Below are 25,127 nucleotides of genomic sequence, written 5' to 3'. Positions count from 1 at the left end.
GGTTTCTTATTCAGTTCTCAAAGGGCTCTGCCTTCCTCTGAAGACAACTCCTATATTCTAGCAAACCTTATTCCCTTTGTCAACTACTTTTCTTCCCTTTTTTAAAATTATCGCAACTAACATAAGCTGGACACTGATCAGCTGCAAAATCAAAACCACCAGTTCACACTGGTGGTTTGTTCTGCGACTGTAAGTCGCTTTTACCGGCTAGGGCCAAAGGCCCACCGAATTGCCTTCCTCTCGCACCACTTTTTCGAGCCAGTGCTAAAGCACTTTCCTTTGATTATCGCTTGCTATTTGGTTCTCCAGTAAATGGATCAACCGTCTCAAACAAAGTGAGCTGATCGGCTATCTTGTCTTCTTGTAATTGATTTTGAATATACTCAGCTATTATCTTCTGATTTCGTCCTACCGTGTCCACATAATAGCCTCTACACCAAAATTTGCGATTGCCATATTTATATTTCAGATTCGCATGTTTATCGAAAATCATTAAACTGCTCTTACCTTTTAAATACCCCATAAAACCAGAGATACTTAATTTAGGCGGAATGCTAACTAACATGTGAATGTGGTCCGAACAGGCATTAGCCTCGTGAATGATGACTCCTTTGCGTTCACACAAATCTCGAATCATTTTCCCGATACTGGATTTATATCTTCCGTAGATGATTTGATGACGGTATTTGGGGGCAAAAACAATAGGATACTTACAATTCCACTTGGTATGTGATAAACTTTGATTAGCCTCTTTCATGTGGAACCTCCTTGATGATTTTGATGAGTGGCAGGGAAACCACTTCTATCTTATCATCTTAGGAGGTTTTTTTGATACCACGCTGGAAGCTCTACGGAACCACTAGCATAGCTAGTGGTTTTCGGAAGATAACAAAAAAGCGTCCGCTAAGGGACGCTGACTGTTTATTCTGCTTCAAAGGCATCTTTAACCTTGTCAAAGAAACCCTTTTTCTTAGGATGAACAGGTTCTTCTCCACTTACTTTGGCAAATGTTCTTAGAGCCTCTTTCTGTTCATCATTAAGCTTAGTTGGCGTTACAATATTGACCGTCACCAGCTGATCGCCTTGTGTGCCCGTACGTAAGCGTGGGGCACCCTTTCCTTTAAGACGGAATGTCCTTCCAGTTTGAGTACCTGCGGGAATAGATAGCTCTACATCCCCATGCACTGTTGGAACTTCAACGCTATCTCCTAGAGCAGCCTGAACAAAAGAAACATTCAGAGTGTAATAGATAGTCGCCCCGTCTCGACGGAATTTGTCACTATTAGCAACCTTGATAATTACAAAGAGATCCCCATAAGGACCGCCATTGATCCCTGCTTCACCTTGTCCTTGAAGCCTTATCTGTTGACCGGTATCAACACCAGCTGGAATTTTAACAGAAACCTTGTGCATTCGTTTCTCGTGACCGCTGCCTTGACAGGTTGGACAAGGATCTTTAATCTCCTTACCAGACCCATGACATACATCACAAGTGACTTGGCGCCTCATCATACCTAAAGGTGTTTGTGTATCAACATTGATAACCCCTTGTCCATGACAACGTCCGCAAGTTGTTGGCTGAGTTCCTGGTTTCGCTCCTGAACCATCACAAGTCTTACAAACTGCCTCACGGTTATATTTGACCTCTTTTTCTGTACCAAAAATAGCCTCTTCGAAACTGAGATTGACACGGTACTGAAGATCATCGCCTTGGCGCGGAGCATTAGGGTTACGACTAGCACCAGCTCCTCCGCCAAAGAAACTTGAGAAGATATCTTCAAAGCCGCCGAAGCCTGCCCCATCAAAACCTCCAAAGCCGCCGGCTCCTCCACTGAATCCTCCATTAGCTCCAGCAGGACCGTATTGATCATAAGCAGAGCGTTTTTGTTCATCCCCTAGGGTTTCATAGGCTTCTTGGATGTCCTTATATTTTTGCTCCGCTCCTGCTTCTTTATTGATGTCAGGATGATATTTTTTGGACATCTTACGATAGGCCTTTTTGATTTCATCTTGAGAAGCATTTTTTGAAACCCCTAGGCGATCATAATATTCTGTATTATTCATATGAGATACTAAGGGCGTTAAACGGACATAAACAAAATTTCCTTTTTGATACTATCCGTATGCAGCCCGTGTTCAATTGCGAACACCATATATCCTTTCTGTATTTTTTTGAGAAAACACAACTTTAAAGTGAGTTCAATTCTTTTTATTGTTAAAAATTGTATTTCTATTATGGAAAAACAGAGGTTGGGATTTTGCATCAACCTCTGGATTTCTTTTAATAATATAACAGCTTATAACTACGGTAATTGATTCTCAAAGCAACAATTCCGAAAATCAAACAAGTAAGGCACATCAGATAATTCGCCATAATCATTGCCGTAGAATATTACTTCAACGAGTCTGTCATTATTAAGCAATTATTTCTCAGTGAATTCACCGTCTACAACATCATCTCCTGAGTTATTAGATGTATCTGTTGCTTGTGCACCATCAGCACCGCCAGCCGCCTGTTGTTCAGCCGCTGCCTGTTCGTAAAGTTTCACTGCAAGAGCTTGAGCCTTTTCATTGAGAGCTTCTAACTTAGCTTTCATGTCCTCAAGATTACCCGACTCTTGTGCTTTTTTCAAATCATCAAGAGCGGTTTGTGCCGCATCACGTTCTGTGTCAAAACCTTTGCCTTCAGTTTCTTTGATGGTTTTTTCAGTTGCAAAGATAGCTTGGTCAACCTCATTTTTAAGATCCACTTCTTCTTTACGTTTTGCATCAGCATCAGCGTTTGCTTCTGCATCTTTCATCATGCGTTCGATTTCTTCTTCGCTGAGACCATCATTGGATTTGATAACGATGTGTTGCTCTTTTTGAGTTCCAAGATCTTTAGCCTTAACAGATACAATACCATTTTTATCGATATCAAATGTTACTTCGATTTGTGGCACACCACGAGGCGCAGCTGGGATATCTGTTAATTGGAAACGACCAAGCGTTTTATTATCCGCTGCCATTGGGCGTTCACCTTGAAGGACATGGATATCAACGGCCGGTTGATTGTCTGCGGCTGTTGAGAAGACTTGTGATTTAGATGTTGGGATAGTTGTGTTGCGGTCGATCAATTTAGTGAAGACGCCACCCATTGTTTCAATACCGAGTGACAATGGCGTTACGTCAAGAAGAACAACGTCTTTAACATCACCAGTGATGACGCCGCCTTGAATAGCTGCACCCATAGCAACCACTTCATCAGGGTTTACAGATTTATTTGGCTCTTTACCAGTCTCAGACTTAACAGCTTCAACAACTGCTGGAATACGAGTTGAACCACCGACAAGAATAACTTCATCAATTTCCGATAACGATAAACCAGCATCTGAAAGGGCTTGACGAACAGGAGTTTTTGTACGGTCAACAAGATCACGGGTCAAATCATCAAATTTAGCACGAGAGAGAGAAACTTCCAAGTGAAGCGGTCCAGCTTCTCCTGCGGTAATAAACGGCAAACTGATTTGTGTTTGGGTTACACCAGACAAGTCTTTTTTAGCTTTTTCAGCAGCATCTTTCAAACGTTGAAGAGCCATCTTGTCAGTTGAAAGGTCAATACCGTTTTCTTTTTTGAACTCTTCTACCAAGAAGTCAATGATTTTTTGGTCAAAATCATCACCGCCAAGTTTGTTGTCACCAGCAGTTGCAAGAACGTCGAAGACACCGTCACCAAGTTCAAGGATTGACACGTCGAAAGTACCACCACCAAGGTCAAATACCAAGATTTTTTCATCTTTGTCAGTTTTATCAAGACCATAGGCAAGCGCTGCAGCTGTTGGTTCGTTAACGATACGTTCGACTTCAAGACCAGCAATTTTACCTGCGTCTTTAGTTGCTTGACGTTGAGCATCGTTAAAGTAAGCAGGAACTGTAATAACTGCTTTTTCAACCTTTTCACCAAGATAATCTTCTGCGTAACCCTTCAAATATTGAAGAATCATAGCTGAGATTTCTTGCGGTGTGTATTCTTTACCATTAGCTGCAACTTTTTCAGAAGTTCCCATCTTAGATTTGATAGAAATGACAGTGTCAGGGTTTGTCACTGCTTGACGTTTAGCCGCATCCCCAACAATAATTTCACCATTTTTGAATGACACAACTGAAGGCGTTGTACGATTACCTTCTGGGTTTGCGATAATTTTGCTTTCAGTTCCTTCAAGAACTGCAACTGCTGAGTTTGTTGTACCTAAGTCAATACCGATAATTTTAGACATAATTAAGATACCAAGAACGTTGAAATAGTCCATTGGACTGTTTCAATCGGGAAATTACCGAAAGCAAAGCTCTCTTCATCTAGCGACTGAAATTAACGTTCAATTCCTTTCTGTTTCCTCTTTTGATATTTCTTGCTTTGATATTTTTCTTAAATGGTGTGGCACGCAAGCAACTGCCTTCAGCATTTCATTGCTAATTTTTGAACCTAAAGCTTCAAAATTTGCCTGTCAGATAGGAAAACCTTATCTGACTAACACCATGACGAAAAAGTATCGGTTGGGCTAAGTCTTACGACTTGCTTCTTTTTACATTTTATAGTTTTCTGTCATTTCGGACAGATTTGTTACGACATGAGCGATGAAAATCAATTATATTTTTATCGCGAGCTAGTAAGGCGTTTAGGCATGCCGCTATAGCAATTGCCGTTTTTTAATGAGGTCATTACCATCAAAAAATAGTTAGTTATAAACCACCACCATGGCTGGTCGCAAAATGCGTTCATGCAGTTTGTAGCCTTTCTGAAGGACTTGTGCAATCGAATCTGCAGGATGCTCATCATCAGCTGGTAAAGTCTGAACTGCCATGTGGAAGTTGTGATCAAAACTTTCAACTTCAACTTCTTCGACACCCTCTTCGTTAAGAGCTTGAATCAGACTAGCCTGAACCATTTCAAGACCTTTTTTAACATCGTCTGTCAAACCTTCAACTGCAAGTGCTCGTTCCAAATTATCCAGACTTGGCAAAATTTTCTTGGCTAAATCCTGAGAGCGATATTTCTGTAAATTCTGCCGTTCTTCATTAGCACGGCGCTGAACATTTTGCATTTCGGCATGGGCTCGCAGATATTTATTTTCAAAGTCCTCTGCCCGCTCATTCGCCAGATCTAATTCGGATTTTTCAGGGGCTATTTCTTCAACAGGCGTATCCTCTGCTTCCTCAACAGCCTCTTCCTCTTTTACGTCTTCATTTTTAATATCTTCCGACAAATTTTACACCTCTTTCTTATTTATGGCTAATTCACTTCGTAGTGATTGCTGCTTAAATAACGGTAGTAGTCAGTTAATTTGATAACCATAACTCGGCTGATGACATTGATCAAACTAACTACTCTGCGATAATCCATATCAATAGGGCCAATCAAACTCATCAGAGCTTGCCCTCGATAAGGAATGAGAAATTTATGACTGATAACAGTTAATTGACTAAGTGCTTGTTCCTCACTCTCTGCGACCTGAACCTTGACCATCTCGTCCTGAGAAATAGAAGCGCGAAGCACCTGTGCTACATCCTGTTCATTGTCAAAAAACTGATAAGTATCTGAACCTGCATAAGACAACGAAGCAATCTTGCCTTCAATGAAAATTAATTCTTTAAACAGCTGAGCAAAGATATAGTCAAACAAATTCAAAACATTATCTGTGGTTTTAAAATACCTCTGAACTACCTGAGGAACTTCTGTTCTCAGCTTGTAATGAATATCCAGCACCGACTTGCCAACAAAACGCTCATCAACAAGCTGCTTGAGTGTTTGCAAATCTCGCACCAAAAAATTCTTAGGGATAGCAAACTGAACAGTAACAGACTTGGATTCATCAAGAGTAAGAACCGCTAAAGCGTCATGACTAGAAAGACGAACGATATCAAATCCTGTCAGCCGCTGCTTGGTGGGTTCAACATCTTGAACAACAGCCGTATAACCTGTCATATTTGCCAAAAGATTAGCGGCAGCCGCTAAAATATCTTCCAACCTAAAAGCTTCAAAGTCAAAACCTTTAATGACTTGATAAACATCTTGCTCATCAACACTATCAAGGTTTAGAGAATGCCGGACAAAATACTGGAAACCAGCTCGGCTGGGCAGGCGGCCGCTTGAAGTATGAGCCTTTTTCAAATAGCCTAGCTTCTCAAGTTTTGCCATGTCATTACGAATGGTGGCTGAACTTGATTCAATGGTATCCTGCAAAGTTTTAGAACCTATAGGTTCATGCGTTTGGGTGAACATCTCAACGATTAGGTTCAGGATGTCACTTTGACGGTCTGTGATCATTTTGAAGCCACCTCTTTCCAATTAGCACTCTTTTATACCAAGTGCTAAGTTATGGTTCTATTATACTCTTAGAAAATATCTTGTCAAGAGAAAAACACAAAAAATTAGCACTCTTATTTTCCGAGTGCTAACGTTCTATCTATCGTAATCAACTAAATTGTAATTTTCAATAATATCAATCAGCTTCTGCCCATAGTTCGGTGCTGAGTTAAAACCAGCTTCCTGTAATTTTTCAGCAGCGATTTTATAACCACTTGTAGTCGCAAGTACCGTATAAGTATCCTGCCCCCACTCACCAGCAGCTAAGGCTTCTAAATAGCTGTACATTGAATCTTCCCAAGAATCATAAACCGCAAATTTTTCTTTAACAGTTTCCCATTTGTTATTGCGATAGATCTTGTCTATTAAACGAATATGTCCTTGACCAGCTTTAGCTTTCAAGCTATAAAGATTATGATACTTAGCCGCTAGTAAGCTCTTTCCATAATCAGTTTCAAAAATAGCCTGAGCAATAATAACAGATGCCCGTACTCCGTAAGCTTGCGATAATTCCTGAGCAGTTGGAGCAATTTCTTTAATGAAGGTCTCCTTATCATAAGCCACTTGAACAACTTGTGCATTATCCTTTGTGCGGACATTAATCATCAGCGGCAGAAGAACACCAAATACAAAAACGCCTAAAATGACCACAAAAACTCGAAATTTAAAGCGCCTTCTCACTTACCATTCTCCTTCAACAATGCAATATATTCTTCTAATGTCAGATTATGCTCCGATATATATTTGGCCGAATCAGCACCCACATATCGAAAATGCCAATCCTCATAATCAACTCCGGTAGACGACGATTTCCCCTCTGGAAAACGCAAAATAAAACCATAATCTGCTGCAATAGACTGTACTTGTTCCATCGTATCAGCATCAGCTTCATTCAGCGAATCCACTGTTGACATATCAATAGCCAGCCCCGTTTGATGTTCGCTGGCTCCCGGTGGCTGCGAATAAGTCTGAACAATTTCTTCTGCAGCCTCTTGATCAATGCTTTGGTTAGCCATTTCTTGCTGAACATAGCTATTATAAAGTTCTTCTTGATAGGCAACACTGCGATAACCCGAAATAAGATGGAAGTTACTGTCAATAGCTTGTGCTGCTGTCAAAAACTCCTGCACTGCCTCTGCAATACGCTCATCTACCTGAACCCCACCAATATCAGTAACCGTTGGATTCAATTCCTCTGTAACGTGATCACGATTGACCAAAAGCAATTCCCAATCATCTGTTGAAACATTAGGAAGAGAGGAATCTTTATCCGATGCGGTCTTGGTTGAACTAGAATTAGAAGTCGTTTTAGTTGCACTGGTTTTAGAATGTATTGTTGATTTACTGCTTCTGCCATTCAAATAAACAAAAACACCTACAAACAAAGCAGCCAAAGCAATGATAAACAAAAAACCGGTAACAAACTTTCTTCCATTTTCACTTTTTTTTGCTCTGCGACGTGCATGATGTCGATTAGTTGTCATTTTTCTTATCCATTTCTCTTCCAGCTTGACGATAGGTCATATCCCCAAGCGTTTCAATTGTAAATTGTCCATTTTTATAACTGGCCAAGGTGATTGAGCCATTATCCAGCGGCTTGCGTTCTATGTTGGGATTTACCAGCCATGCAAAAGTATTAATGGTCATCCCATGGCTGACCACAATAACATCACCGCCGCCTGTTTTTTCAACCTGCTCTGCTATTGCCTCAAAACCTTCTAAAATACGATTTTTCAAAACTTCCCAAGGCTCCGCCCAACCAGCTGTATCTACATCTAAGATACTTTGCGCCAGCTCTGGATAGGTTACTTCTGTATAATCTTTTCCTTGAAATGCTGCTGTCCTAGGCAAAACTCCTTGAAACAGCTCCCCATCATAACCACCGTCAAGACTGCCAAAGCACCACTCACGAAGACGCTTATCACGTGTATAAGGAATATGCTCTAAACCTGTCTCACGTAGAATAATCTCCATGGTCTGTAATGTTCGTCCAGAATCGCTTGAGTAAGCTGCCTTAAAGGGAATAGCTGCTTTTTTGAGACCCAAACCTAATTCACGAATACCTTTCTCACCTTCAGAAGTCAATGGTGTATCGCTCCACCCCTGCGCACGGCCGATTGTGTTAAACATTGTTTTTCCATGCCGTGCAATGAACAAGCGTGTTCCCCCCATAGTGTCACCCTCTTTATAGATTTATTGCTTAATTATAACATAAATTTGACCCAGCTTCTAGTTGCCTAACAATAGAAAAAACTCCCACTAAAGGAGTTTTACAGCAATTAATTTTTAAAACTGTGGACAGGGGCTGGTATTTGCCCGCCTCGTGCAATAAAGTCAGCCGATGAAGCTTCGCTGACTTTCATAACAGGCGCATAACCCAATAAACCGCCCAATTCAAGCATATCTCCAACTTTACCGTAAGGAATAATACGTACAGCTGTCGTTTTTTGATTAATAACGCCAATAGCCGCTTCGTCAGCAATCATGGCTGCAATTGTTGTATCCGGAGTATCCGCTGGAATGGCAATCATATCCAAACCAACCGAACAAATAGCTGTCATGGCTTCTAACTTCTCAAGATTGATGGCACCTGACTGCACCGCCGCAATCATTCCTTCATCTTCAGACACTGGAATAAAAGCACCCGACAAACCGCCAACTTGATTGCAGGCCATAATGCCGCCTTTTTTAACTTGGTCATTAAGTAAAGCCAGCGCAGCTGTTGTCCCGTGTGTACCAACAACTTCAAGCCCCATAGCCTCTAACACACGTGCCACTGAATCTCCTACCGCTGGTGTTGGGGCTAATGATAAGTCAACGATACCAAATTCAACACCCAGACGCTCACTAGCCATCTGACCGACTAACTGACCAACACGCGTAATCTTAAAGGCTGTCTTTTTGACAGTTTCAGCCAAGATATCAAAGCTTTTTCCAGCCACCTTTTCAACAGCACGCTGTACTACACCGGGACCCGAGACACCAACATTGATGACGACATCGGCTTCACCAACGCCATGAAAAGCTCCTGCCATAAAGGGATTATCTTCAACCGCATTAGCAAATACAACCAGTTTGCCAGGACCCAGCGGACTTGCTTCAGAAGTTTCTTTGATAATCCGTCCCATATCACGCACCGCAGTCATATTAATACCTGTTTTGGTCGAACCAATATTAACCGAAGAACAAACAAAATCCGTCTCCGCCAACGCTTTGGGAATAGAATTGATGAGAATTTCATCACCTTTTTGATAACCTTTTTGCACCAAAGCTGAAAAACCGCCGATAAAATTAACACCAATTTCCTTAGCAGCACGATCAAGCGCTTTAGCTAAGGGTACGTAGTCTGTTGCATCTGTTGCTGCTCCGATGATAGAAATCGGCGTCACGGAAACACGCTTGTTAACAATAGGAATCCCAAGCTCTGATGAGATTTCATTACCAACAGCAACCAAATTGCGAGCCTTCTCCACAACCTTTTTATAGACCTTTTCAGCAGCACGATTAATATCCGAATCAATACAATCCAACAGCGAAATACCCATAGTGATTGTCCGAACATCAAAGTTCTGCTCCTCAATCATCTCAATGGTTTCTGTTACCTGTTTAATATCCATGTTTTACTCTACCTCTATCCTACAAGTTATGCATGGCATCAAAAATAGCAGAGCCTTGAATGTTAATTTTAACATTTAAAGTCTCTCCAAAAGCTTCCAATTCCGAACGAAGAGCTGTAAAGTCTTTTTTCTCCTCAGCCGAAACAACAGCCATCATCGTGAAAAATTCATCCATAACAGTTTGTGTAATGTCATCAATATTAAGCCCAAGTTCAGCAATCTTAGCAGAAACACCTGCAACAATACCAGCCTTATCCTTACCGACAACAGTAATAATCGCTTTCATATCAAGCCTCCAAAAATATAGTTAATTCATTTTAGCATTTTTTCGCTTATTTAGCTATTCTTTCCCAAAATATCAATTTAACATACGTAATATCCGAACAATCATGAACAGTACAACCTCATCATGACCTAATTAGAAAATCTTTTACATAAAAAAGCACCCATGAGGTAAACTCTTGAGTGCTTGAAACGTTGATATATAGCAGATATTAACGTTTTGAGAACTGGCTAGCTTTACGAGCTTTCTTAAGACCTGGTTCAATCAACCGATATGTCTTTAAATACATAAAAGCCTTAATATCAATCTTTTTCTCAAAACACCTTTCGTCCTATTTTATCAAATTTTGACTAATTTGATTTAAATAAGGTGAGTTTTTACTAAATTTCTCTAAGAAAAATCGAATACTGAGCTAGAGATTATCTTACTATAGCATAGAAAGACTTCATATCTCCAAAGGGGTAAAGCTGCCTACGATTTTACCAACAATCCGTGGATTTTCATCATAAGAGGCAAACTTATCTTTGTAAGCTTTATTAATAGAAACAAGACGGAGTCCATCTTCTTCACGATAAACCTTTTTGATATAGCTCTTTTCATTCCACACAACGGCATAGATGGCACCATCATAATCAAATCCAGTCTCACGAATTAAAGCAACATCATGATTATGATACATTGGCTCCATGGAATCCCCATCAATCCAAGAAGCGAAGTCATGACTTAGTTCTTCGTCAAAATAAACGGTATCATAGTCTTTGTCATCATAAACGGATGATCCAATACCAGCTGAAAGTTGTTCATAGACTTTGTAAGCATAGCGTGGCTCTTCACTAACCAGATTGATAACCTTATGCTGACCGATGACAAGGTCTTGAACATAGTTCAAAGCCTTGTCTTGATTAGGTTCTGTCAGTTGTTTATACAGGGTTGCAATTCTTTCCTCGGTTAAATAGCCTTCTGGAACTTCTAAGATTTTTTCAAGTTTAGCAAGATTGGTCTTGGTTGGTTGAGAAAGTCCTTTTTCCCACTTAGAGTAGGCTTGTTTTGAAACACCGATAAGCCCTGCTACTTTCTGTTGTTGTAACCCTAATTTTTTTCTTCTTCGTTTCAATTTTTCTGGTTGGTACATAGATTACCTCTTTTCTAATAAAATCAAAGTTTTAGCTCGTAGTTGAGCTTGCTTCTTTGTCAGTTTATCATTTCGCCAAGCGTAACCCATGGTTATTCCAAAATCGTATTCTAACCATGTTGAAATGCGCTTGTCAGCTTTTTCTAATTCCTTACGAAAATCATTTTTTAGTAAGTCGGAATAGGAATCGCTAGCCACAAAGTCCAGAGTTTGTAACTCTTTAGCCACCTTTACTAAATGATTAACCTCTATACTTTTATACTCTTCTACTATCTCGGTTTTTATCTTACCAAATAAACTTAGTAACAACTCACTTCTATTATTTTGATAGTGTTGAATAGCTAAGCTAATCACTTCTTGTTTCTTAGATAAGCGAAACTGCAATAAGTCTTTTAGCCTATATTTGAAAGCCTCTGCTGATACTCCAAGAGCTGACAGGATTTTTCTAAAATTATCATGACGATAATAGATTTTGGATAATAAGACAATATCAGGCATTAAGATAAAAGCTGCAAAGAGGTTGGCTTCAGTCTCTGGTAACGTTTCTTTTTGGTCACGCATTTCTGTAAAGAGTTTGCCAGAATGTCCTAAAATATAATGACCTAATTCATGGCATTTTGTAAAATTCTGACGGGTCAAAGGGTTGTCTTTCTCGTACGAAAAAGAAGTCCCTAACTGATCAATAAAGGTTAGTCCCTCAATCTTGTGGCTCTTGAAATGATGAGGAATAATTCTGATATGATACCGAGTTGCACAATCTTTTAAATAAGAATCAAAGCGATAATTAAGAGGGGAAATAGTATTATCTTTCATGAACTGATACAGTTCTCCTCTTGCAGTTTGGGTTACTCTGGCATATAATTCTCTCACATGACACCTCTCTACCAAAAACAGTCAATCAAATAGTTGACTAAATTATATAAAAAAAGCGGATGAGTGTCCACTAGAAATTAAATTTAAATAATATAATTAACTATTTTGTAATAAAATTATATTAAAATAAAAACAATAAAGGAGGATATATTTCATGAAAAGACTATTAAGTTTACTCGCTTTTGCACTTGCTAGTATTTTCCTAGTTGCTTGTTCCAATCAAAACAGTCTTGACGGAGAATACTATGAGATTGATGAATATAGCAACGATAAAATCGTTGTAATTAAAGGTGACGAAGGAACCGTTGATGCTGAAGGTGCCACTAGAAATATGACCATTAATACTGACCTAAAAACTTTTGAAGTTTCTGATTTTGTAAACCCAACAGTTACTTACAAATACAAGGATGGTGTATTGACAGCTAATTTTACAGGAAGTGATGAAACCTATTATAAAAAAGGAACTGAAGCTTATGAAAAAGCTTTGAAAAAATATGGCTATGACGATTAAAATAGCTCGGAGAAATTCTCTGAGCTATTTTTCATCCTTCTCAAAAGCTTTTTTCCGTTCTTTCATAAATTCAATGAGTTCTTCACGAAAGACAGCTTTTTCTTCTTCTGTTAAACCATCAGAAGTCATACGGAATAACAATTCAACGTTTGCAAGTTCGTCTTCTTCCTCTTTGCCTGCTAGATAATCCATAGATACTCCAAAGAAATCCGCAAATTTTTGAAGTGTTTCTGATGTTGGTTTTCGTTTTCCAGCTTCCCATTGCTGATAGTTAGGTTGCTTAATTCCAAATTCTTCTGCTACTTCTTTTTGGGTTAATCCTTTTTTTAATCGGAGTTCTTTAAGTCGTTCTGGGAATCCCATAATATACCTCAAAAATTTTTTAAATTTTTTTCAAAAAACAGTTGACATTATATTCAATTGAGTATATAATATAAATATATTCGATAGAGTATATCTCTTCTAAAAATAATAACCTTGTTTTTAGAAGGTTCTGTCCTTTGCCAATTAAATAAAAAAATGCGTTTGACAACCAGAGAACTGACTATCAAACAACACAATAAACTTCGTACCTTTATTGTATCTTGTTTGAAGAAGAAAGTCAAGTCCGTTTGTGGTTGAAGTTGAGATATTAAAATAATTTTTAGAATTGTGGACTCACACGTATTTCGGACTTTCGCACTTTTCCGAATAGTAAAGTGAACTGGCTTTGCCAAAAGGCGTAAGAGAATCGTGACGGGCATGATAATGACTACCCGAATGATTGGCTGGGAAAGCGATGGTAATTGATGCAATGCACCTTGCTAAACGTTGCCACCGTGAAAGGTTTGTCTTTGCTAGATAGGTCTTTCAACCAAATAACCCTTTTTTAAACTGACTACTGCTGCTTTTAACAGGAGTAGTCTGCTCTCAAGCTACTGGAAATGAAAATTTCTAGTAGCTTTTTGTTTACAATAAAGAAAGGAGGTACCTATGACCTCATACATTGGACAGTGTCTGGAACGCCATTTCCAGAACTATCTTTTTACCCATGCTATCTATTCAGGAAAACCTGAACTACAAGCTAGTCTTTATGCTAATACAAAAACTGAAATGGATCAGCTGGCTCATAATTTCGAGAAAGTTGGTTTTCCTCACTCAGAAATCAGTTATTACACGCTCATATACAAGTCAAAAATTAAACGTTTTTACTTTGCACAACTCAGCCCTGTGGTTTGCTGAGCTTTTAAATACTCAATCATCAGAAATGGAGAACTACTTATGATTCCTGAAACCCTTAAAATGAAACCTGAATTTGTCGGAAAAGCTTATTATGAAAAACTAGGGCGTGCTCCTAAAACTATCTTTGGTAAAGAAGGGAAATACCAACGCCATATTCTTAGTAGCCAAGAACATGGTTCTTTCCATGTCATTACTCCTGCTTCCAACACTATCTTTGATGAAGATACGATTGTTCAAGTGGTTAACCCTATTTTTCTACCAGACCGTGCAGTCAATGGCTCAAGTGTAGCCCCAGCTCTCAATGTCTTTGCAGAAAAACTTGAAATCGTTAAATAAAGAAAGGAAATAAACACTATGGCAAAAACTGGATTGAACTTCGGAGAAAAACTCCAAATCGTGGATAAATCTTACCGTGTCATTACGGATGCTCTTAAACTGGATGAAGTCTTTGGCAAATTGACTTTCCGCTCTGTCGAGGGAGCAGAACTCATTTATGAAGAAGACCGTAGTCAACGCAATAGCGACAATACTTATGTCCAAGTTCCAACGGGAGAAATCCGTGGGATTACTGTGGGAATCCACTCATCTGTCCAACATGAAACCCTCTTTTTTACGATTGTTGACATGTCTGAACAAGAAATTGAAGCCCTTGGGCTTAATTATCGTGAAGAAGTAGAATTGACTGATATTGTCGTCACCTATTCTGCTATCGGACGAAATGATAACTACCGTCTTTATGCTTCTGGTATCAGGAAAAAAGGAGCACCTGCACCAAAGGCTGATACTAAGGCTGAGGACAAGAAATAAGGTTAGGAGGTCTCTATGTCCCTCTTAACTTATCGTGGACTACGCGTCCGTAAATTTTACCGCCATATTAGGGCAATGACAGGTTTTCTCTTGTTATTGCCTTTTTTAGTGGCAAATTTCTTTTACTACTATCCTATATGGCAGTTGATTGTAGCTGACCCACTCTTTTATGTACCTAAACTGGCTTTAACCATCTTACCACCCCTTCTTCTAGTACTACTTGTCACACTTTTTCTTTTTCAGAAAGTACTCTTTTTCCAACGCCTAAACTCTCTACGGATTATGACTAACTTTCTCTTGGAAAACCGCTACTACCTCTCAAAAACTGTTAAACGTGATGGTAAGGCGATTGAGAAAATTATTCTTCCCAAGGTCTATGTCAAACGAAGCAAGTACCGATTACAAGCTTCTTTTATCTTAGAAGGTAATAAGTTTCAAGATCGCTTTATCAATCTCGGGGCAACTCTTGAGATTATGTTTAATGGTGACTTTAGGGATAAAACGTTTGACAATCGTTTTGTGACCTATGACATTGCTATCAATCGGATTCACTCACGGATTGACATTTCAGACGTCACCATCACGGACAAAGGATTACGTCTTATGAAAGATGTTTACTGGGATTATATTGCGGAACCGCACTTGCTCATTGGTGGCGGAACTGGTGGCGGTAAAACGGTTGTTCTCATGACCATTGTTTTAGTCTTAGCTAAAATTGGTTTTGTTGACCTCTGTGACCCTAAAAATGCAGACTTATCAGGTCTTAAAAATGTTCCCGTCTTCAAGGAACGTGTCTTTATCTCCAAAGAAGATATTATCGCTTGCCTTAAAGATAATGTGTTGTTTATGGAGAAACGTTATGAAGCCATCCAAAATCATCCTGACTATGTCATTGGGAAAGATTTTTCCAAGTATGGACTGAAACCAAAATTTATTGTCATTGATGAGTGGGCAGCCTTTATCGCCAAGATTGAAAATGACTACCGCCTCCAAGCGCAAGCCATTGAATACCTGTCTCAACTTGTCTTAGAAGGGCGCCAATCTGGCGTTTTTGTTATTTTTGCTATGCAACGACCTGATGGTGAATATATCAAGACAGCGCTTCGGGATAACTTTATGAAACGTCTGTCCGTTGGTCACTTGGAATCCACAGGGTATGACATGATGTTTGGGGACGCTAATAAAAACAAAGAGTTCAAAAAGTTGGACAAAATCAATGGCAAGAAAGTCAAAGGACGTGGCTATATCGCCAATAACGGTGAGTTAGCAGGAGAATTTTTCTCCCCTTATGTGCCTTTTGATAAAGGCTTCTCTTTTTACGATGAGTTTATGAAACTACCAGTCCTAGAAGAAGAACTTAAAGAGGTACCTAAACCTAATCTGCCAGAAATAGATAGCATGGTTGAGCCAGAAGAGCTGGAAGAAATCATCTCAGAAAACCGTCCTTTAACAGAATTTGCCAAAGAGCAGGACTTAACTGTTAAGACCCTTCGCAAAATCATCTACATGTTGGAGGAAAAAGGACTTCCTTTTGACAGATTAGAGAATGCTATTTGGGTGACATCTTCTCAAGAGGCACTCCTTCTTGACGTCCTTGCTACCTTTGAAGCAGAGGGGCGCAAGTCTTATCCAAAAGCTGTTGAAAGCTGTTTGGCTTCTCACGGACTAGGGCAAGAGCAAGGGCAAGCCTGACCTACGGTCAGGCGAAGACCGTAGGTCGCCGTTCCTAGTCCGTGAGAAATGATTCAACCCCCGATTTCTAATAGGGGGGTAACATTTGTCAAAATGACATCTAGCACCCCCCTCTAACCCAATGGTACCAAGGGATGTCAAGATTCAAAAACTGTGTCACTTTTGATAAAAAAGTGTGTCACTTCCTAGAAAGGAGACTTCTATATGAATGGATAAAATTAGCCCCTCACAACTAAAGAAATTCCGAAGGTCAACTGGAATGACTCAGAAAGAATTTGCAGAGTCCGTTGGTATTTCAAGGCGTACCTATCGCTCTTACGAAGATGGTTCACGTGGCTTGACGCTTGAAAAATTCCATCAGTTTAAAGGAGAGCTTGGTTACCTCAATCACCGTGACCAAGAACTCCTAGAGGTACACATTGACTATTTACGGATGACTTTCATATCTATCCGTGATCTCAGTCACTTTTGCCAGACCTATCTCCACTGTTCTTTTTCAGAGTTTAAAGAGTTTGACACAAGACTCCTCAATTACTCACGCCTTTGGAAGCGGGGTAACATTTGGTTATTTGATTTTTTTGACAAAATCGAAACAGGAAATTATCAAGTAAGTCTGCAACTCTCTGGACAAGGGTGCCGTGAAATGGAACTCATTTTAGAAGCCATTGGTCTTAGCTGGCAGGAATTTCTACAAATTATCTGTTTTGAAATCCCTGAAAGTCGTGTTACTCGCTTGGATATCGCTATGGATGAGCCTTATCTTGGTAAGGAAAGGAAAAAGGAACAACTCCTACTATCAGATATGATTGCCAAAGTTTATAAGGAGGAAATCAAATTTAAACATCTCCGAACATGGAACCATATTGGTGGTGGAAAGCTTAAAAAAGTAGATGATATTGAAAACAGTCAAGGTATTTCCCTTTATTTTGGGAGTCGCCAAAGTAATCTCTACTTTAACTTTTACGAAAAACGCTATGAATTAGCCAAAAGTGAACAGCTCTCCTTGGAAGAATCCTTAGAGATTTTTGGTATCTGGAACCGTTATGAATTACGCTTTTCCCACGAAAAAGCTCAATCAGCCATTGAAGAGTATATCAATGGCGTTGACCTAGCTGAAATTGCCCGTGGAGTGATTAACCATGAAATGCAAGTCTATGACGGTACTAACAAATTTGGTGCTTATGTTCCTGACCAGAAGTGGCAAAAATTATTTGGAGGTGTGGAACCCTTGAAACTGAGCATGAAGCCAGAACCTTACTCAATTGACCGAACCGTTCGCTGGCTCGTGTATCAAGTTGCTAATTCGCTAAAACTGGTTGAGGAAGCCGATAAAATCATGGCAACTAGTTATCTCAAAATGATTCAAGAAAGCGGGGAATTAACAGAACGATCAGAAGCAATTTTGAAGGACTTAAGAGCGTCCTATCAATTAGTCACAGCCTACTCAAGGAAAAGCTAGGCTAATTTAACACTACAAGGAGGAAAAAACATGGAATACAAAGTCCAACTCTCAAGTATTGACAACTTTAAAGCATGGTCTGGTGCAAGAAATACCCTTGATACTGTCAGAGAACGAGGAGGCATTGACTAACTGACCAGTCTTTGTGAAGATATCTTCTCAGGAGATACACCAACTGAAGTACAAATCAATGATTGGCTTTGGTTTGACATAGACCTTGGGAAGAATAAGAAAAGGAGGTATTTATGTCTCATGCACATGCTGAACGGTGTAAGCAAGACCTCTACCATAGAAAATCAGGAAACTTAGAACATCAAATCCGACAAGCTCTGGAAGAAGGCAACTGATATGTTACTACATAAAATCTATGAAGGCATTACCTGCTTTCCTGAAAAAAATGAATTCTGGAACCTTTATATTGTCCTTATGAAAGGGAAAGACTATTTTTATGATTGTTTTGCTCGACAAATACAGGATAATGGAGAATGTCGAAACTACCAGCATGCTTACTTTACAACAGATGGACAAATTTTAGACCTTAATCAACGCATGACTACTGACTTAGCTCTCATCTTTCGTCAGGTCATTACGGACAAACAAACTATATTTACGGAGGAAATACTCATGGCAGAACAAACCCAAATCGAAAAGAAAATCAAAGCCCTTTCTACAGAATTAGGTGAATTACTTAAAACACATAACACAAATGAAGCGTGGACAAAAGCTGGTGAGCTTAACCATCTGCTCAAAAGCGAGGAAGCCCAACAGTTACCACCATTATTGCTTGAAGTACTACAAGCAGAGTTGCGGAGCTATTATTATGTCAATGGTGAACTGAATAGACTCCATAAGCAGCTCTACGCTAAAGGGTCAAAACTCATTGAATTGGCAAATGCCTAAAGGGAGGGCTTATGACAAAACTCAAAACCTTTTTAGCTCAACTCCTCAGCTACTTTTCCCGCTTTAAAAAGACAGGGAAAAAGCGGAGTTCCCCAAAACTCATTCGCTCCACCAGAAAAACAGCCAATCTTCTTGTCACAACTGGGTTGGCTCTTTTGGTACTCATTGGGCTTTTAGGGGCTTTTCGAGCTATTACCCTTTCTAATAGGGTTACAAACTTAGAAAACAAAGTAAAAAACAGCACTTCTGTTACTTCGGTATCAACAAATACTGAAACAGACTATCGTTTAACCTACTACCTCAATAGTTTTGTGTCGGCTTACTTTACCTTTTCAGACAACGCAGAAGAGCAGGAAAAACAAACAGAGACCTTAAATAGCTTTTATGATGAGGTGCCTGAAGTCAAATCACAAGGACAAAAACGGACAGCAACAAGTCTAGTCTCTGCCAAATTACTGGTATTGACAGACGAAGCAGCCACCTACCAAGTAACCTATAAGCAAAAAAATGGAGACGAGGACGAGGAAATCACTACTGGTTTTAATATTCCTTATGGCACAAAAGGGAAAACTTACTACATATCAGGTCTGCCTTGGTTTTCAACCTTGTCTGATTCACAAGCGACTGGCTTTGATGAAGATTCTGCTTTAGAGCTGACCGCCTCTGATAACCTTTCTAAAAAGAAACATCAGAAAGTTGAGAAATTCCTGAACGTCTTTTTTACCAATTATACAACTGACCAAGACAACTTGGATTTGGTAGGTAATCATTTGACAGTCTTGGAAAACACAACATTTAACACGTTGGACTACGTGTATCTAAAAGAAAACGGAGATGACATCACCGTTTATGTCCAAGTGACTTTTGAGGTTGCTGGTAATACACGCTCTGAAAATTTTACATTAACCCTCACACCCAAAGGGGATTCTTATTATGTGAAGACATTAAAGCATACCATCCCTAAAGATTACGCACAAACGAAAGGAAACTAAGTTTTATGAATACTAGCTTATTACAACAATTCCTCCAAGGAGATGGCGCTTGGCTCATTACCGCTATAGCTGTTATTCTTGGTCTTGAAGCGTGGCGGAATAGCTCTTGGATTCAACTTTTTTCTGTCATTGGTTTTTGGGGCGTTATTATATCCATGACCAAGGGACAACAGATTCTTTCTGTCATAGGTTGGGCGCTTCGCCTCATAGGCATTGAAACGGGGCTTTGATATGGATAAAGAACCACTTTACGATTATGCTAGGGGGCTAAACGCTCCCTACTGGATTCAAGAAATCAAGACACAAAAGGGCAAACGCATTTGGTATTTCGCGACCCCTATGCAACTTTCTTTCTTTGTTGTCTTTGCCCTTGTTTTTGTGGTTATGGTACTAGGTTTATCCTTTATCCTGAACCCTTTAGCCAAGATGACCCATTCGATTTCCCTTCTCCTCTACGTTTACGTTCCTTACAAACTCGCTAAATTTTACACCGAATACGAACCACACGGTAAGAAAATGCACATTTTTTTATTCGACTATTGCCGTTACCTGATTGAATTTCGTTGGAATAAAAAAGCGATTTATCATGGGGAAAGAGTGGAGGTATTAACAGACGAAGACATCGTCTTTGATAAAACAGACTTATAGATAAGGAGGCACTATGGCACTCAAAATCCAATATCCCATTAAAGCCACCCACCATAACCTTGTCCTACGACAAGATAAAGCAGTTATGGCTTATTACCGTGTTCCTAATACGCCAATTACTATTACAGATGATGACACCAAGAATAAACACAAATTAACGACAAGTCAAGTCATCAAAAAATTAGCCAAAAACAAGGCTTTTGAAATTGCTCTTATCCCTAAAGATTTTCTCTTAGAAGAAAAGATGAGCGACTTTAAAGAAGCCCTTTCCCCTAATAACCGTGAGCTTGGCGAAGAACTCTTGCGTGATACGGTGGAGATGCTCACGGAAGAGATGGAAATCCCCTATCAAACGGACTGGTTAGTTGGTGTTCGTCTCAAGAAGTTTGATAAAGGTTTATCACTCTCACAACTAGCTTTTGAACGTTTCTCAGAGGTTTCAGAAACCATTGCGAATGGTCTTGGTTTTGAACTAGAAGAAGATAAGCCTTGGTATCAAGACTTTGAGGCAGATGAGCACGCTATCTATCAAATCTTATCCACCTTACGAGCTAAACGTCTCACGGATGAAGACCTCTTCTACTATCAACGCATGCAATTCCTACGTTACATCCCTCACCTCAAACAAGAAGTGACTGCCAACCGTTCCCTCTTTAATGTGACCGATACCCTTATCAAATCCCTAGCGGGGGGATTTATGAAATTAGAAAGTCCCTATGGGTCATCTTTCTTGACCATTCTTCCTATCGGGAAGTTCAATACCATCTTTAACGGTTTTCATTTGGGAGAATTTGTGCAACGTCTCAACTTTCCTGTGGAACTCCGTTTTAAAGGGACATTCATTGATCGTAACCGCATTAAAGGTAAAATGGGACGTTCCAATACCCGTTACAAGAATATCATGGAAGAAGCGGATAATACCGATACCGTCCAACAAGATGATATTCTGATGGGCTCCCTTTCTCTGAAAGACCTGATGAAAAAGGTTGGAAACAAGGAAGAGATTATTGAATACGGGGCTTACCTGATTGTGGCTGGGTCTTCTGTCAATCAACTCAGAAACCGCAGACAAGTCATTCTGAACTACTTTAATGACATGAACGTTGAAATTAGTGAAGCTAGCTTTGATACCCCTTATCTCTTCCAAGCTCTGTTGTATGGTCAAGACCTGCAAAAGAAAACACGAACATGGACACACATGGTGACTCCTCGTGGTTTTGCGGAACTCATGCCCTTTACCAACACCTCATCTGGTAACCGCATTGGCTGGTATATCGGTCGGGTAGATAATTGGATGGGTCGCTGGGATAGCCTCGAAGAAGCCATTTCAGCTTCTAAAAATCTTGTCTTCTTTAATCCAACAGTCGGAAATAAAGAAGACATTGCGGGAAAACTCACAAAGAATCCTCATATCATTATCACTGGTGCCACAGGTCAAGGAAAATCCTATCTTGCCCAGATGATTTTTCTTTCCGTTGCGCTTCAAGATGTTAAAACACTCTACATTGACCCTAAAAGAGAGTTACGCCACCACTATCAAGCCACCATGAACAATCCTGACTTTGCCAAACGCTTTCCAAAACGGAAACAACAGTTGGAAGATTTTAATTTTGTAACCTTGGATAGCTCTATTGCTTCTAACCATGGGGTATTAGACCCTATCGTGGTCTTAGACAAAGAGCAAGCTGTAGAGGTTGCTAAAAACATGCTGGAGTTCCTGCTTCAAGCAGTTAAAGATGTGACAATGGATCAAAAAACTGCCATTACGGAAACCATCAACACTGTTGTCACTCAGCGCCAAGCTGGTCAAACCGTTGGGTTTAAACATGTCCTTGAAAGCTTGAAAACCAATCAAAACCCAGAAATTGCCTCAGTTGGGCGTTATTTAACCTCCATAGTCACCAATTCTATTTTGGAATTGGCTTTTTCAGAAGGAACAACACAAGGACTCACCTATGACTCTCAAGTGACTATCCTTGAGGTTGCTAATCTCAAATTACCTAAGAGTAAAGCCTTAAAAATTTCAGACCATGAGCGTAATTCCATTGCTCTGATGTTTGCCTTAGGTGCCTTTTGTACTCACTTTGGAGAACGTAATGAACAAGAAGATACCATTGAGTTCTTTGATGAAGCATGGATTTTGATGAAATCAGCTGAAGGACAAGCAGTCATTAAAAATATGCGCCGTATTGGTCGTTCGAAAAACAATACCCTAGCGCTGATTACGCAATCCGTACATGACGCAGAAAATGACGATGACACGACAGGCTTTGGAACTATTTTTGCTTTCTATGAAAAATCAGAACGTGAGGACATCTTGAAACATGTCAATCTGGAACCGACAGAAGAAAATCTAGAATGGATTGATAACATGATTTCAGGACAATGCCTTTACTACGATGTTTATGGCAACCTTAACCGTATTTCCATTCATAATCTCTTTGAAGACATTGACCCACTCTTAAAACCAAAGAAAACAACCGTATCATCAAATCTCGAAAACAAATACGCCGCTTAGAAAGGAGGCCGTTATGCAGGAAGCTTTTGAGAAACTAAAGGGCGTTGACATCTTTTCCCTCAAATCCTACTTGGAAAGGACTACCGCAATTGAGACCTCCATTATCGTGGCACTCAATGAAATCCTTGTCAACTTACTTTTCTTTCTCCTTAATATCATTGTTGGTTTCTTTTCTCTTATGATTCGGATTTTGGAAAAGATTGACCTTTATGATACTTACAAAACCTATGTCTATAACGCAGGAAAATCTATTTGGCAAGGCTTTACAGGTTCTACTACTGATGGGCTTTCAAGCACCTCGCTAGTCTCCCTTCTTCTCACTATCGGAGCATTTTATCTCTTCTATCAATATTTCTTCTCTCGTGGAAACTTTATGCGCAAAGTTATCCACATTATCCTTGTAGTTGTTTTAGGCTTTGGGTATTTTGGAACAGTTGCCAACACCTCTGGTGGGCTTTACTTACTGGATACGGTGGATAATGTCGCGGATACCGTCACGACCAAAATTTCCAATATTTCTGTCTCCTACGGTGATGACCAATCGGTCAAAGTTGGCGATTCTCTAGCTGATAGCTATATCGCACAAACATCTTATACGGCATATATCTTTGTCAATACAGGTCAGGAGAACGGAAAATACGTAGATAGCCAGACTGGGGAGGAAAAGACCTTTGATGACTCCAAGGTTCTCGGTTCTGTAGATGATAATGGGAATTTCAAGGCAGTTTCTAATACAGATAGAAAAGACTATTTGGAGGAAATGGGAAACAAGGCTAATGACGATAAAGAAAGTAACCGTTGGGTGTCAGCCGTCTATGATTACCTCTTTATCAAGTTCTTCTACGTTCTCTTTAAGATTGTGGAAGCCGTGATCATTGCCATTCCAATCATCTTAATTCAACTTCTAAATTTGATTGCTCAACTTCTTGTGCTAATCATGATTTTACTCTTTCCAATCGCTTTACTGGTATCTTTTGTACCAAGTATGCAAGACATTATCTTTGGAATTTTTAAAGTCATGTTTGGTGGTCTAGCATTTCCTGCCTTGACAAGTCTGATTACCCTTATCATTTTTTACCTTGAAAAAGTCATTGAAAATCTCATCACGACTGGGTTTGACAAAGTGATTGATAACTTCCCATCACTAGCTACTTTTGCTCTTCTTTTTAAGTTGATTGTAGCTGTTGCCGCTAAATCTGCCGTTTACTTCCTCCTTTGGAAGTATAAGGGAGAACTCATTGAATTTATCCTCGGTTCTCGTGCTCGGATTAAGGTGGAAGAAATTGGAAGTCAAGTAGAAACCAAAATAGGACAAGGACGAGACTTTTTTCAACAATCGCCAAGTCGTGGGTTTGAAACTGCACAACACCTTGGAAATTTTGCCTTGGCTGGTAGTGGGTTTGTGGTAGGAAGCCTAGTCAACACACCATCTCATCTCAAGCATGTTGGTCGCTTCTTCAACCGTACGAAAACACCAACAAAGACTCCTGATGATATCCCACCAGCTCCTGAAAACCCAGAAGCCATTTCTCCTGACATGGAGAGTCCTATTGTGCCATCAACATCAGAAAATCAGCCTAGCGAGCCACTAATGCAAACAGAAGACACTTCCTTTAAAACGCAGGGACAACCGATTACCTCACCTAAAGAAGAGGAATATGAGGAACTTAAAGCAAATTGGCAATCACCACGCCAAAAACGCCAAATGAATCGATTGGAAAGAGAACTTGAAACTTATGAGGATAGTGAAGCAATGTACCACGCCCAAGGCTCTAATGCCTTTACTAAGAATTTTAGAAAGACATTATCACGAGAGGAACAAATCAAGGTAAATCTTGATCGCCGTGACCGTCTAACCCAAGAGCTCAATAGATTGCGAGGGGAACCTTATGGCAAACACTAGAATATTTTCTAAAGCAAGATTGAAATCTTGCTTAGAAGAAACGATTTATCATGCCTACGAAAAGCAATTACCGTCACTTCGTTTCACAATTCTCTACCCCGTAGATAACTTAGAAGCAAACCGTATTCTCATGCTTTGTCAAGAAATCCCTGCTGTCTTATCAGCACATTGGCAACAAGGAACCGTTATTCTAAAGGTCTATCTCAAACACTAAAAGGAGGTGATAGG

The 25,127-nt window shown here is 39.7% G+C and carries 26 protein-coding genes and 1 pseudogene; 14 read left to right on the top strand and 13 right to left on the bottom strand.

Annotated features, from left to right (window positions below; translation table 11 throughout):
* Nucleotides 1–283: 283 nt before the first annotated feature.
* The 12 genes from tnpA to ACVRZ8_RS08175 form a co-directional block, all read right to left on the bottom strand.
* A complete protein-coding gene (gene tnpA / locus ACVRZ8_RS08230; RefSeq protein ID WP_447448836.1) occupies nucleotides 284–757 on the bottom strand; it encodes an IS200/IS605 family transposase in 474 nt (157 codons plus the stop codon).
* 164 nt (nucleotides 758–921) lie between these two features.
* A complete protein-coding gene (dnaJ, locus tag ACVRZ8_RS08225) occupies nucleotides 922–2,064 on the bottom strand; it encodes a molecular chaperone DnaJ (RefSeq protein WP_447448835.1) in 1,143 nt (380 codons plus the stop codon).
* Nucleotides 2,065–2,423: 359 nt separating this feature from the next.
* Nucleotides 2,424–4,256, bottom strand: coding sequence for a molecular chaperone DnaK (gene dnaK, locus ACVRZ8_RS08220; protein ID WP_447448838.1), 1,833 nt, complete (start codon nucleotides 4,254–4,256; stop codon nucleotides 2,424–2,426).
* Between the two features lie 459 nt (nucleotides 4,257–4,715).
* Nucleotides 4,716–5,243, bottom strand: a complete 528-nt coding sequence (grpE, locus tag ACVRZ8_RS08215; protein WP_447448834.1) for a nucleotide exchange factor GrpE — start codon at nucleotides 5,241–5,243, stop codon at nucleotides 4,716–4,718.
* Nucleotides 5,244–5,269: 26 nt separating this feature from the next.
* Entirely contained in the window at nucleotides 5,270–6,304 is a 1,035-nt protein-coding gene (gene hrcA, locus ACVRZ8_RS08210) for a heat-inducible transcriptional repressor HrcA (RefSeq protein WP_447448833.1), read from the bottom strand.
* A 135-nt stretch (nucleotides 6,305–6,439) separates the two neighbouring features.
* Nucleotides 6,440–7,024 (bottom strand): glycoside hydrolase family 73 protein, encoded by a 585-nt coding sequence (locus tag ACVRZ8_RS08205; RefSeq protein WP_447448832.1) that lies wholly within the window; start codon nucleotides 7,022–7,024, stop codon nucleotides 6,440–6,442.
* A complete protein-coding gene (locus ACVRZ8_RS08200) occupies nucleotides 7,021–7,827 on the bottom strand; it encodes a M15 family metallopeptidase (RefSeq protein ID WP_447448831.1) in 807 nt (268 codons plus the stop codon). Before ACVRZ8_RS08200 ends, ACVRZ8_RS08205 begins: the two co-directional genes overlap by 4 nt.
* Nucleotides 7,817–8,515 carry a histidine phosphatase family protein gene (locus ACVRZ8_RS08195; protein WP_447448830.1) on the bottom strand — a complete coding sequence of 233 codons (699 nt, stop codon included), beginning with the start codon at nucleotides 8,513–8,515 and terminating at the stop codon, nucleotides 7,817–7,819. Before ACVRZ8_RS08195 ends, ACVRZ8_RS08200 begins: the two co-directional genes overlap by 11 nt.
* A gap of 107 nt (nucleotides 8,516–8,622) precedes the next feature.
* Complete coding sequence (locus tag ACVRZ8_RS08190) at nucleotides 8,623–9,960, bottom strand: PFL family protein (protein WP_447448829.1); 1,338 nt, start codon at nucleotides 9,958–9,960, stop codon at nucleotides 8,623–8,625.
* A 19-nt stretch (nucleotides 9,961–9,979) separates the two neighbouring features.
* Nucleotides 9,980–10,246 carry an ACT domain-containing protein gene (locus ACVRZ8_RS08185; protein ID WP_447448828.1) on the bottom strand — a complete coding sequence of 89 codons (267 nt, stop codon included), beginning with the start codon at nucleotides 10,244–10,246 and terminating at the stop codon, nucleotides 9,980–9,982.
* Between the two features lie 442 nt (nucleotides 10,247–10,688).
* Nucleotides 10,689–11,375 (bottom strand): helix-turn-helix domain-containing protein, encoded by a 687-nt coding sequence (locus ACVRZ8_RS08180; protein ID WP_447448827.1) that lies wholly within the window; start codon nucleotides 11,373–11,375, stop codon nucleotides 10,689–10,691.
* A gap of 3 nt (nucleotides 11,376–11,378) precedes the next feature.
* The gene (locus tag ACVRZ8_RS08175; RefSeq protein WP_447448826.1) at nucleotides 11,379–12,188 is read right to left on the bottom strand and encodes an ImmA/IrrE family metallo-endopeptidase; all 810 of its coding nucleotides are present in this window, start codon (nucleotides 12,186–12,188) and stop codon (nucleotides 11,379–11,381) included.
* A 214-nt stretch (nucleotides 12,189–12,402) separates the two neighbouring features.
* Between ACVRZ8_RS08175 and ACVRZ8_RS08170 the strand changes: the two genes are divergently transcribed.
* Entirely contained in the window at nucleotides 12,403–12,759 is a 357-nt protein-coding gene (locus ACVRZ8_RS08170; protein ID WP_447448825.1) for a hypothetical protein, read from the top strand.
* 24 nt (nucleotides 12,760–12,783) lie between these two features.
* Here ACVRZ8_RS08170 and relB read toward each other — a convergent pair whose 3' ends face one another.
* A complete protein-coding gene (gene relB / locus ACVRZ8_RS08165) occupies nucleotides 12,784–13,122 on the bottom strand; it encodes a type II toxin-antitoxin system RelB family anti-toxin (RefSeq protein ID WP_447448824.1) in 339 nt (112 codons plus the stop codon).
* A 609-nt stretch (nucleotides 13,123–13,731) separates the two neighbouring features.
* Between relB and ACVRZ8_RS08160 the strand changes: the two genes are divergently transcribed.
* The 13 genes and pseudogenes from ACVRZ8_RS08160 (at nucleotide 13,732) to ACVRZ8_RS08100 (ending at nucleotide 25,113) form a co-directional block, all read left to right on the top strand.
* Nucleotides 13,732–13,980, top strand: coding sequence for a hypothetical protein (locus tag ACVRZ8_RS08160; RefSeq protein ID WP_447448823.1), 249 nt, complete (start codon nucleotides 13,732–13,734; stop codon nucleotides 13,978–13,980).
* Nucleotides 13,981–14,019: 39 nt separating this feature from the next.
* Nucleotides 14,020–14,316: a cytoplasmic protein gene (locus tag ACVRZ8_RS08155; protein ID WP_447448822.1), complete on the top strand. Its 297-nt coding sequence runs from the start codon at nucleotides 14,020–14,022 to the stop codon at nucleotides 14,314–14,316.
* An 18-nt stretch (nucleotides 14,317–14,334) separates the two neighbouring features.
* The gene (locus tag ACVRZ8_RS08150) at nucleotides 14,335–14,787 is read left to right on the top strand and encodes a conjugal transfer protein (protein WP_447448821.1); all 453 of its coding nucleotides are present in this window, start codon (nucleotides 14,335–14,337) and stop codon (nucleotides 14,785–14,787) included.
* Nucleotides 14,788–14,802: 15 nt separating this feature from the next.
* The gene (locus ACVRZ8_RS08145; protein WP_447448820.1) at nucleotides 14,803–16,479 is read left to right on the top strand and encodes an FtsK/SpoIIIE domain-containing protein; all 1,677 of its coding nucleotides are present in this window, start codon (nucleotides 14,803–14,805) and stop codon (nucleotides 16,477–16,479) included.
* A 208-nt stretch (nucleotides 16,480–16,687) separates the two neighbouring features.
* Nucleotides 16,688–17,938, top strand: a complete 1,251-nt coding sequence (locus ACVRZ8_RS08140) for a replication initiation factor domain-containing protein (protein WP_447448819.1) — start codon at nucleotides 16,688–16,690, stop codon at nucleotides 17,936–17,938.
* Nucleotides 17,939–17,968: 30 nt separating this feature from the next.
* A pseudogene (locus ACVRZ8_RS08135) lies at nucleotides 17,969–18,154 on the top strand (hypothetical protein); the annotation flags it as partial.
* Between the two features lie 132 nt (nucleotides 18,155–18,286).
* On the top strand, nucleotides 18,287–18,838 hold the full coding sequence (locus ACVRZ8_RS08130; RefSeq protein WP_447448818.1) for a conjugal transfer protein: 552 nt from the start codon (nucleotides 18,287–18,289) through the stop codon (nucleotides 18,836–18,838).
* A gap of 11 nt (nucleotides 18,839–18,849) precedes the next feature.
* Nucleotides 18,850–19,830, top strand: a complete 981-nt coding sequence (locus ACVRZ8_RS08125; protein ID WP_447448817.1) for a conjugal transfer protein — start codon at nucleotides 18,850–18,852, stop codon at nucleotides 19,828–19,830.
* A 5-nt stretch (nucleotides 19,831–19,835) separates the two neighbouring features.
* Nucleotides 19,836–20,060 carry a hypothetical protein gene (locus ACVRZ8_RS08120; protein WP_447448816.1) on the top strand — a complete coding sequence of 75 codons (225 nt, stop codon included), beginning with the start codon at nucleotides 19,836–19,838 and terminating at the stop codon, nucleotides 20,058–20,060.
* 1 nt (nucleotide 20,061) lies between these two features.
* On the top strand, nucleotides 20,062–20,478 hold the full coding sequence (locus ACVRZ8_RS08115) for a conjugal transfer protein (protein WP_447448815.1): 417 nt from the start codon (nucleotides 20,062–20,064) through the stop codon (nucleotides 20,476–20,478).
* A 13-nt stretch (nucleotides 20,479–20,491) separates the two neighbouring features.
* Nucleotides 20,492–22,996 (top strand): ATP-binding protein, encoded by a 2,505-nt coding sequence (locus ACVRZ8_RS08110; RefSeq protein WP_447448814.1) that lies wholly within the window; start codon nucleotides 20,492–20,494, stop codon nucleotides 22,994–22,996.
* A 13-nt stretch (nucleotides 22,997–23,009) separates the two neighbouring features.
* Nucleotides 23,010–24,899 (top strand): conjugal transfer protein, encoded by a 1,890-nt coding sequence (locus tag ACVRZ8_RS08105; protein WP_447448813.1) that lies wholly within the window; start codon nucleotides 23,010–23,012, stop codon nucleotides 24,897–24,899.
* The gene (locus ACVRZ8_RS08100) at nucleotides 24,886–25,113 is read left to right on the top strand and encodes a hypothetical protein (protein ID WP_447448812.1); all 228 of its coding nucleotides are present in this window, start codon (nucleotides 24,886–24,888) and stop codon (nucleotides 25,111–25,113) included. The genes ACVRZ8_RS08105 and ACVRZ8_RS08100 overlap by 14 nt, the downstream gene beginning before the upstream one ends.
* Nucleotides 25,114–25,127 lie beyond the last annotated feature (14 nt).

It is taken from the genome of Streptococcus dentiloxodontae, assembly GCF_053206925.1.
The sequence above is the reverse complement of the archived record's forward strand: the minus strand, read 5'-3'. Positions and strand labels throughout refer to the sequence as shown.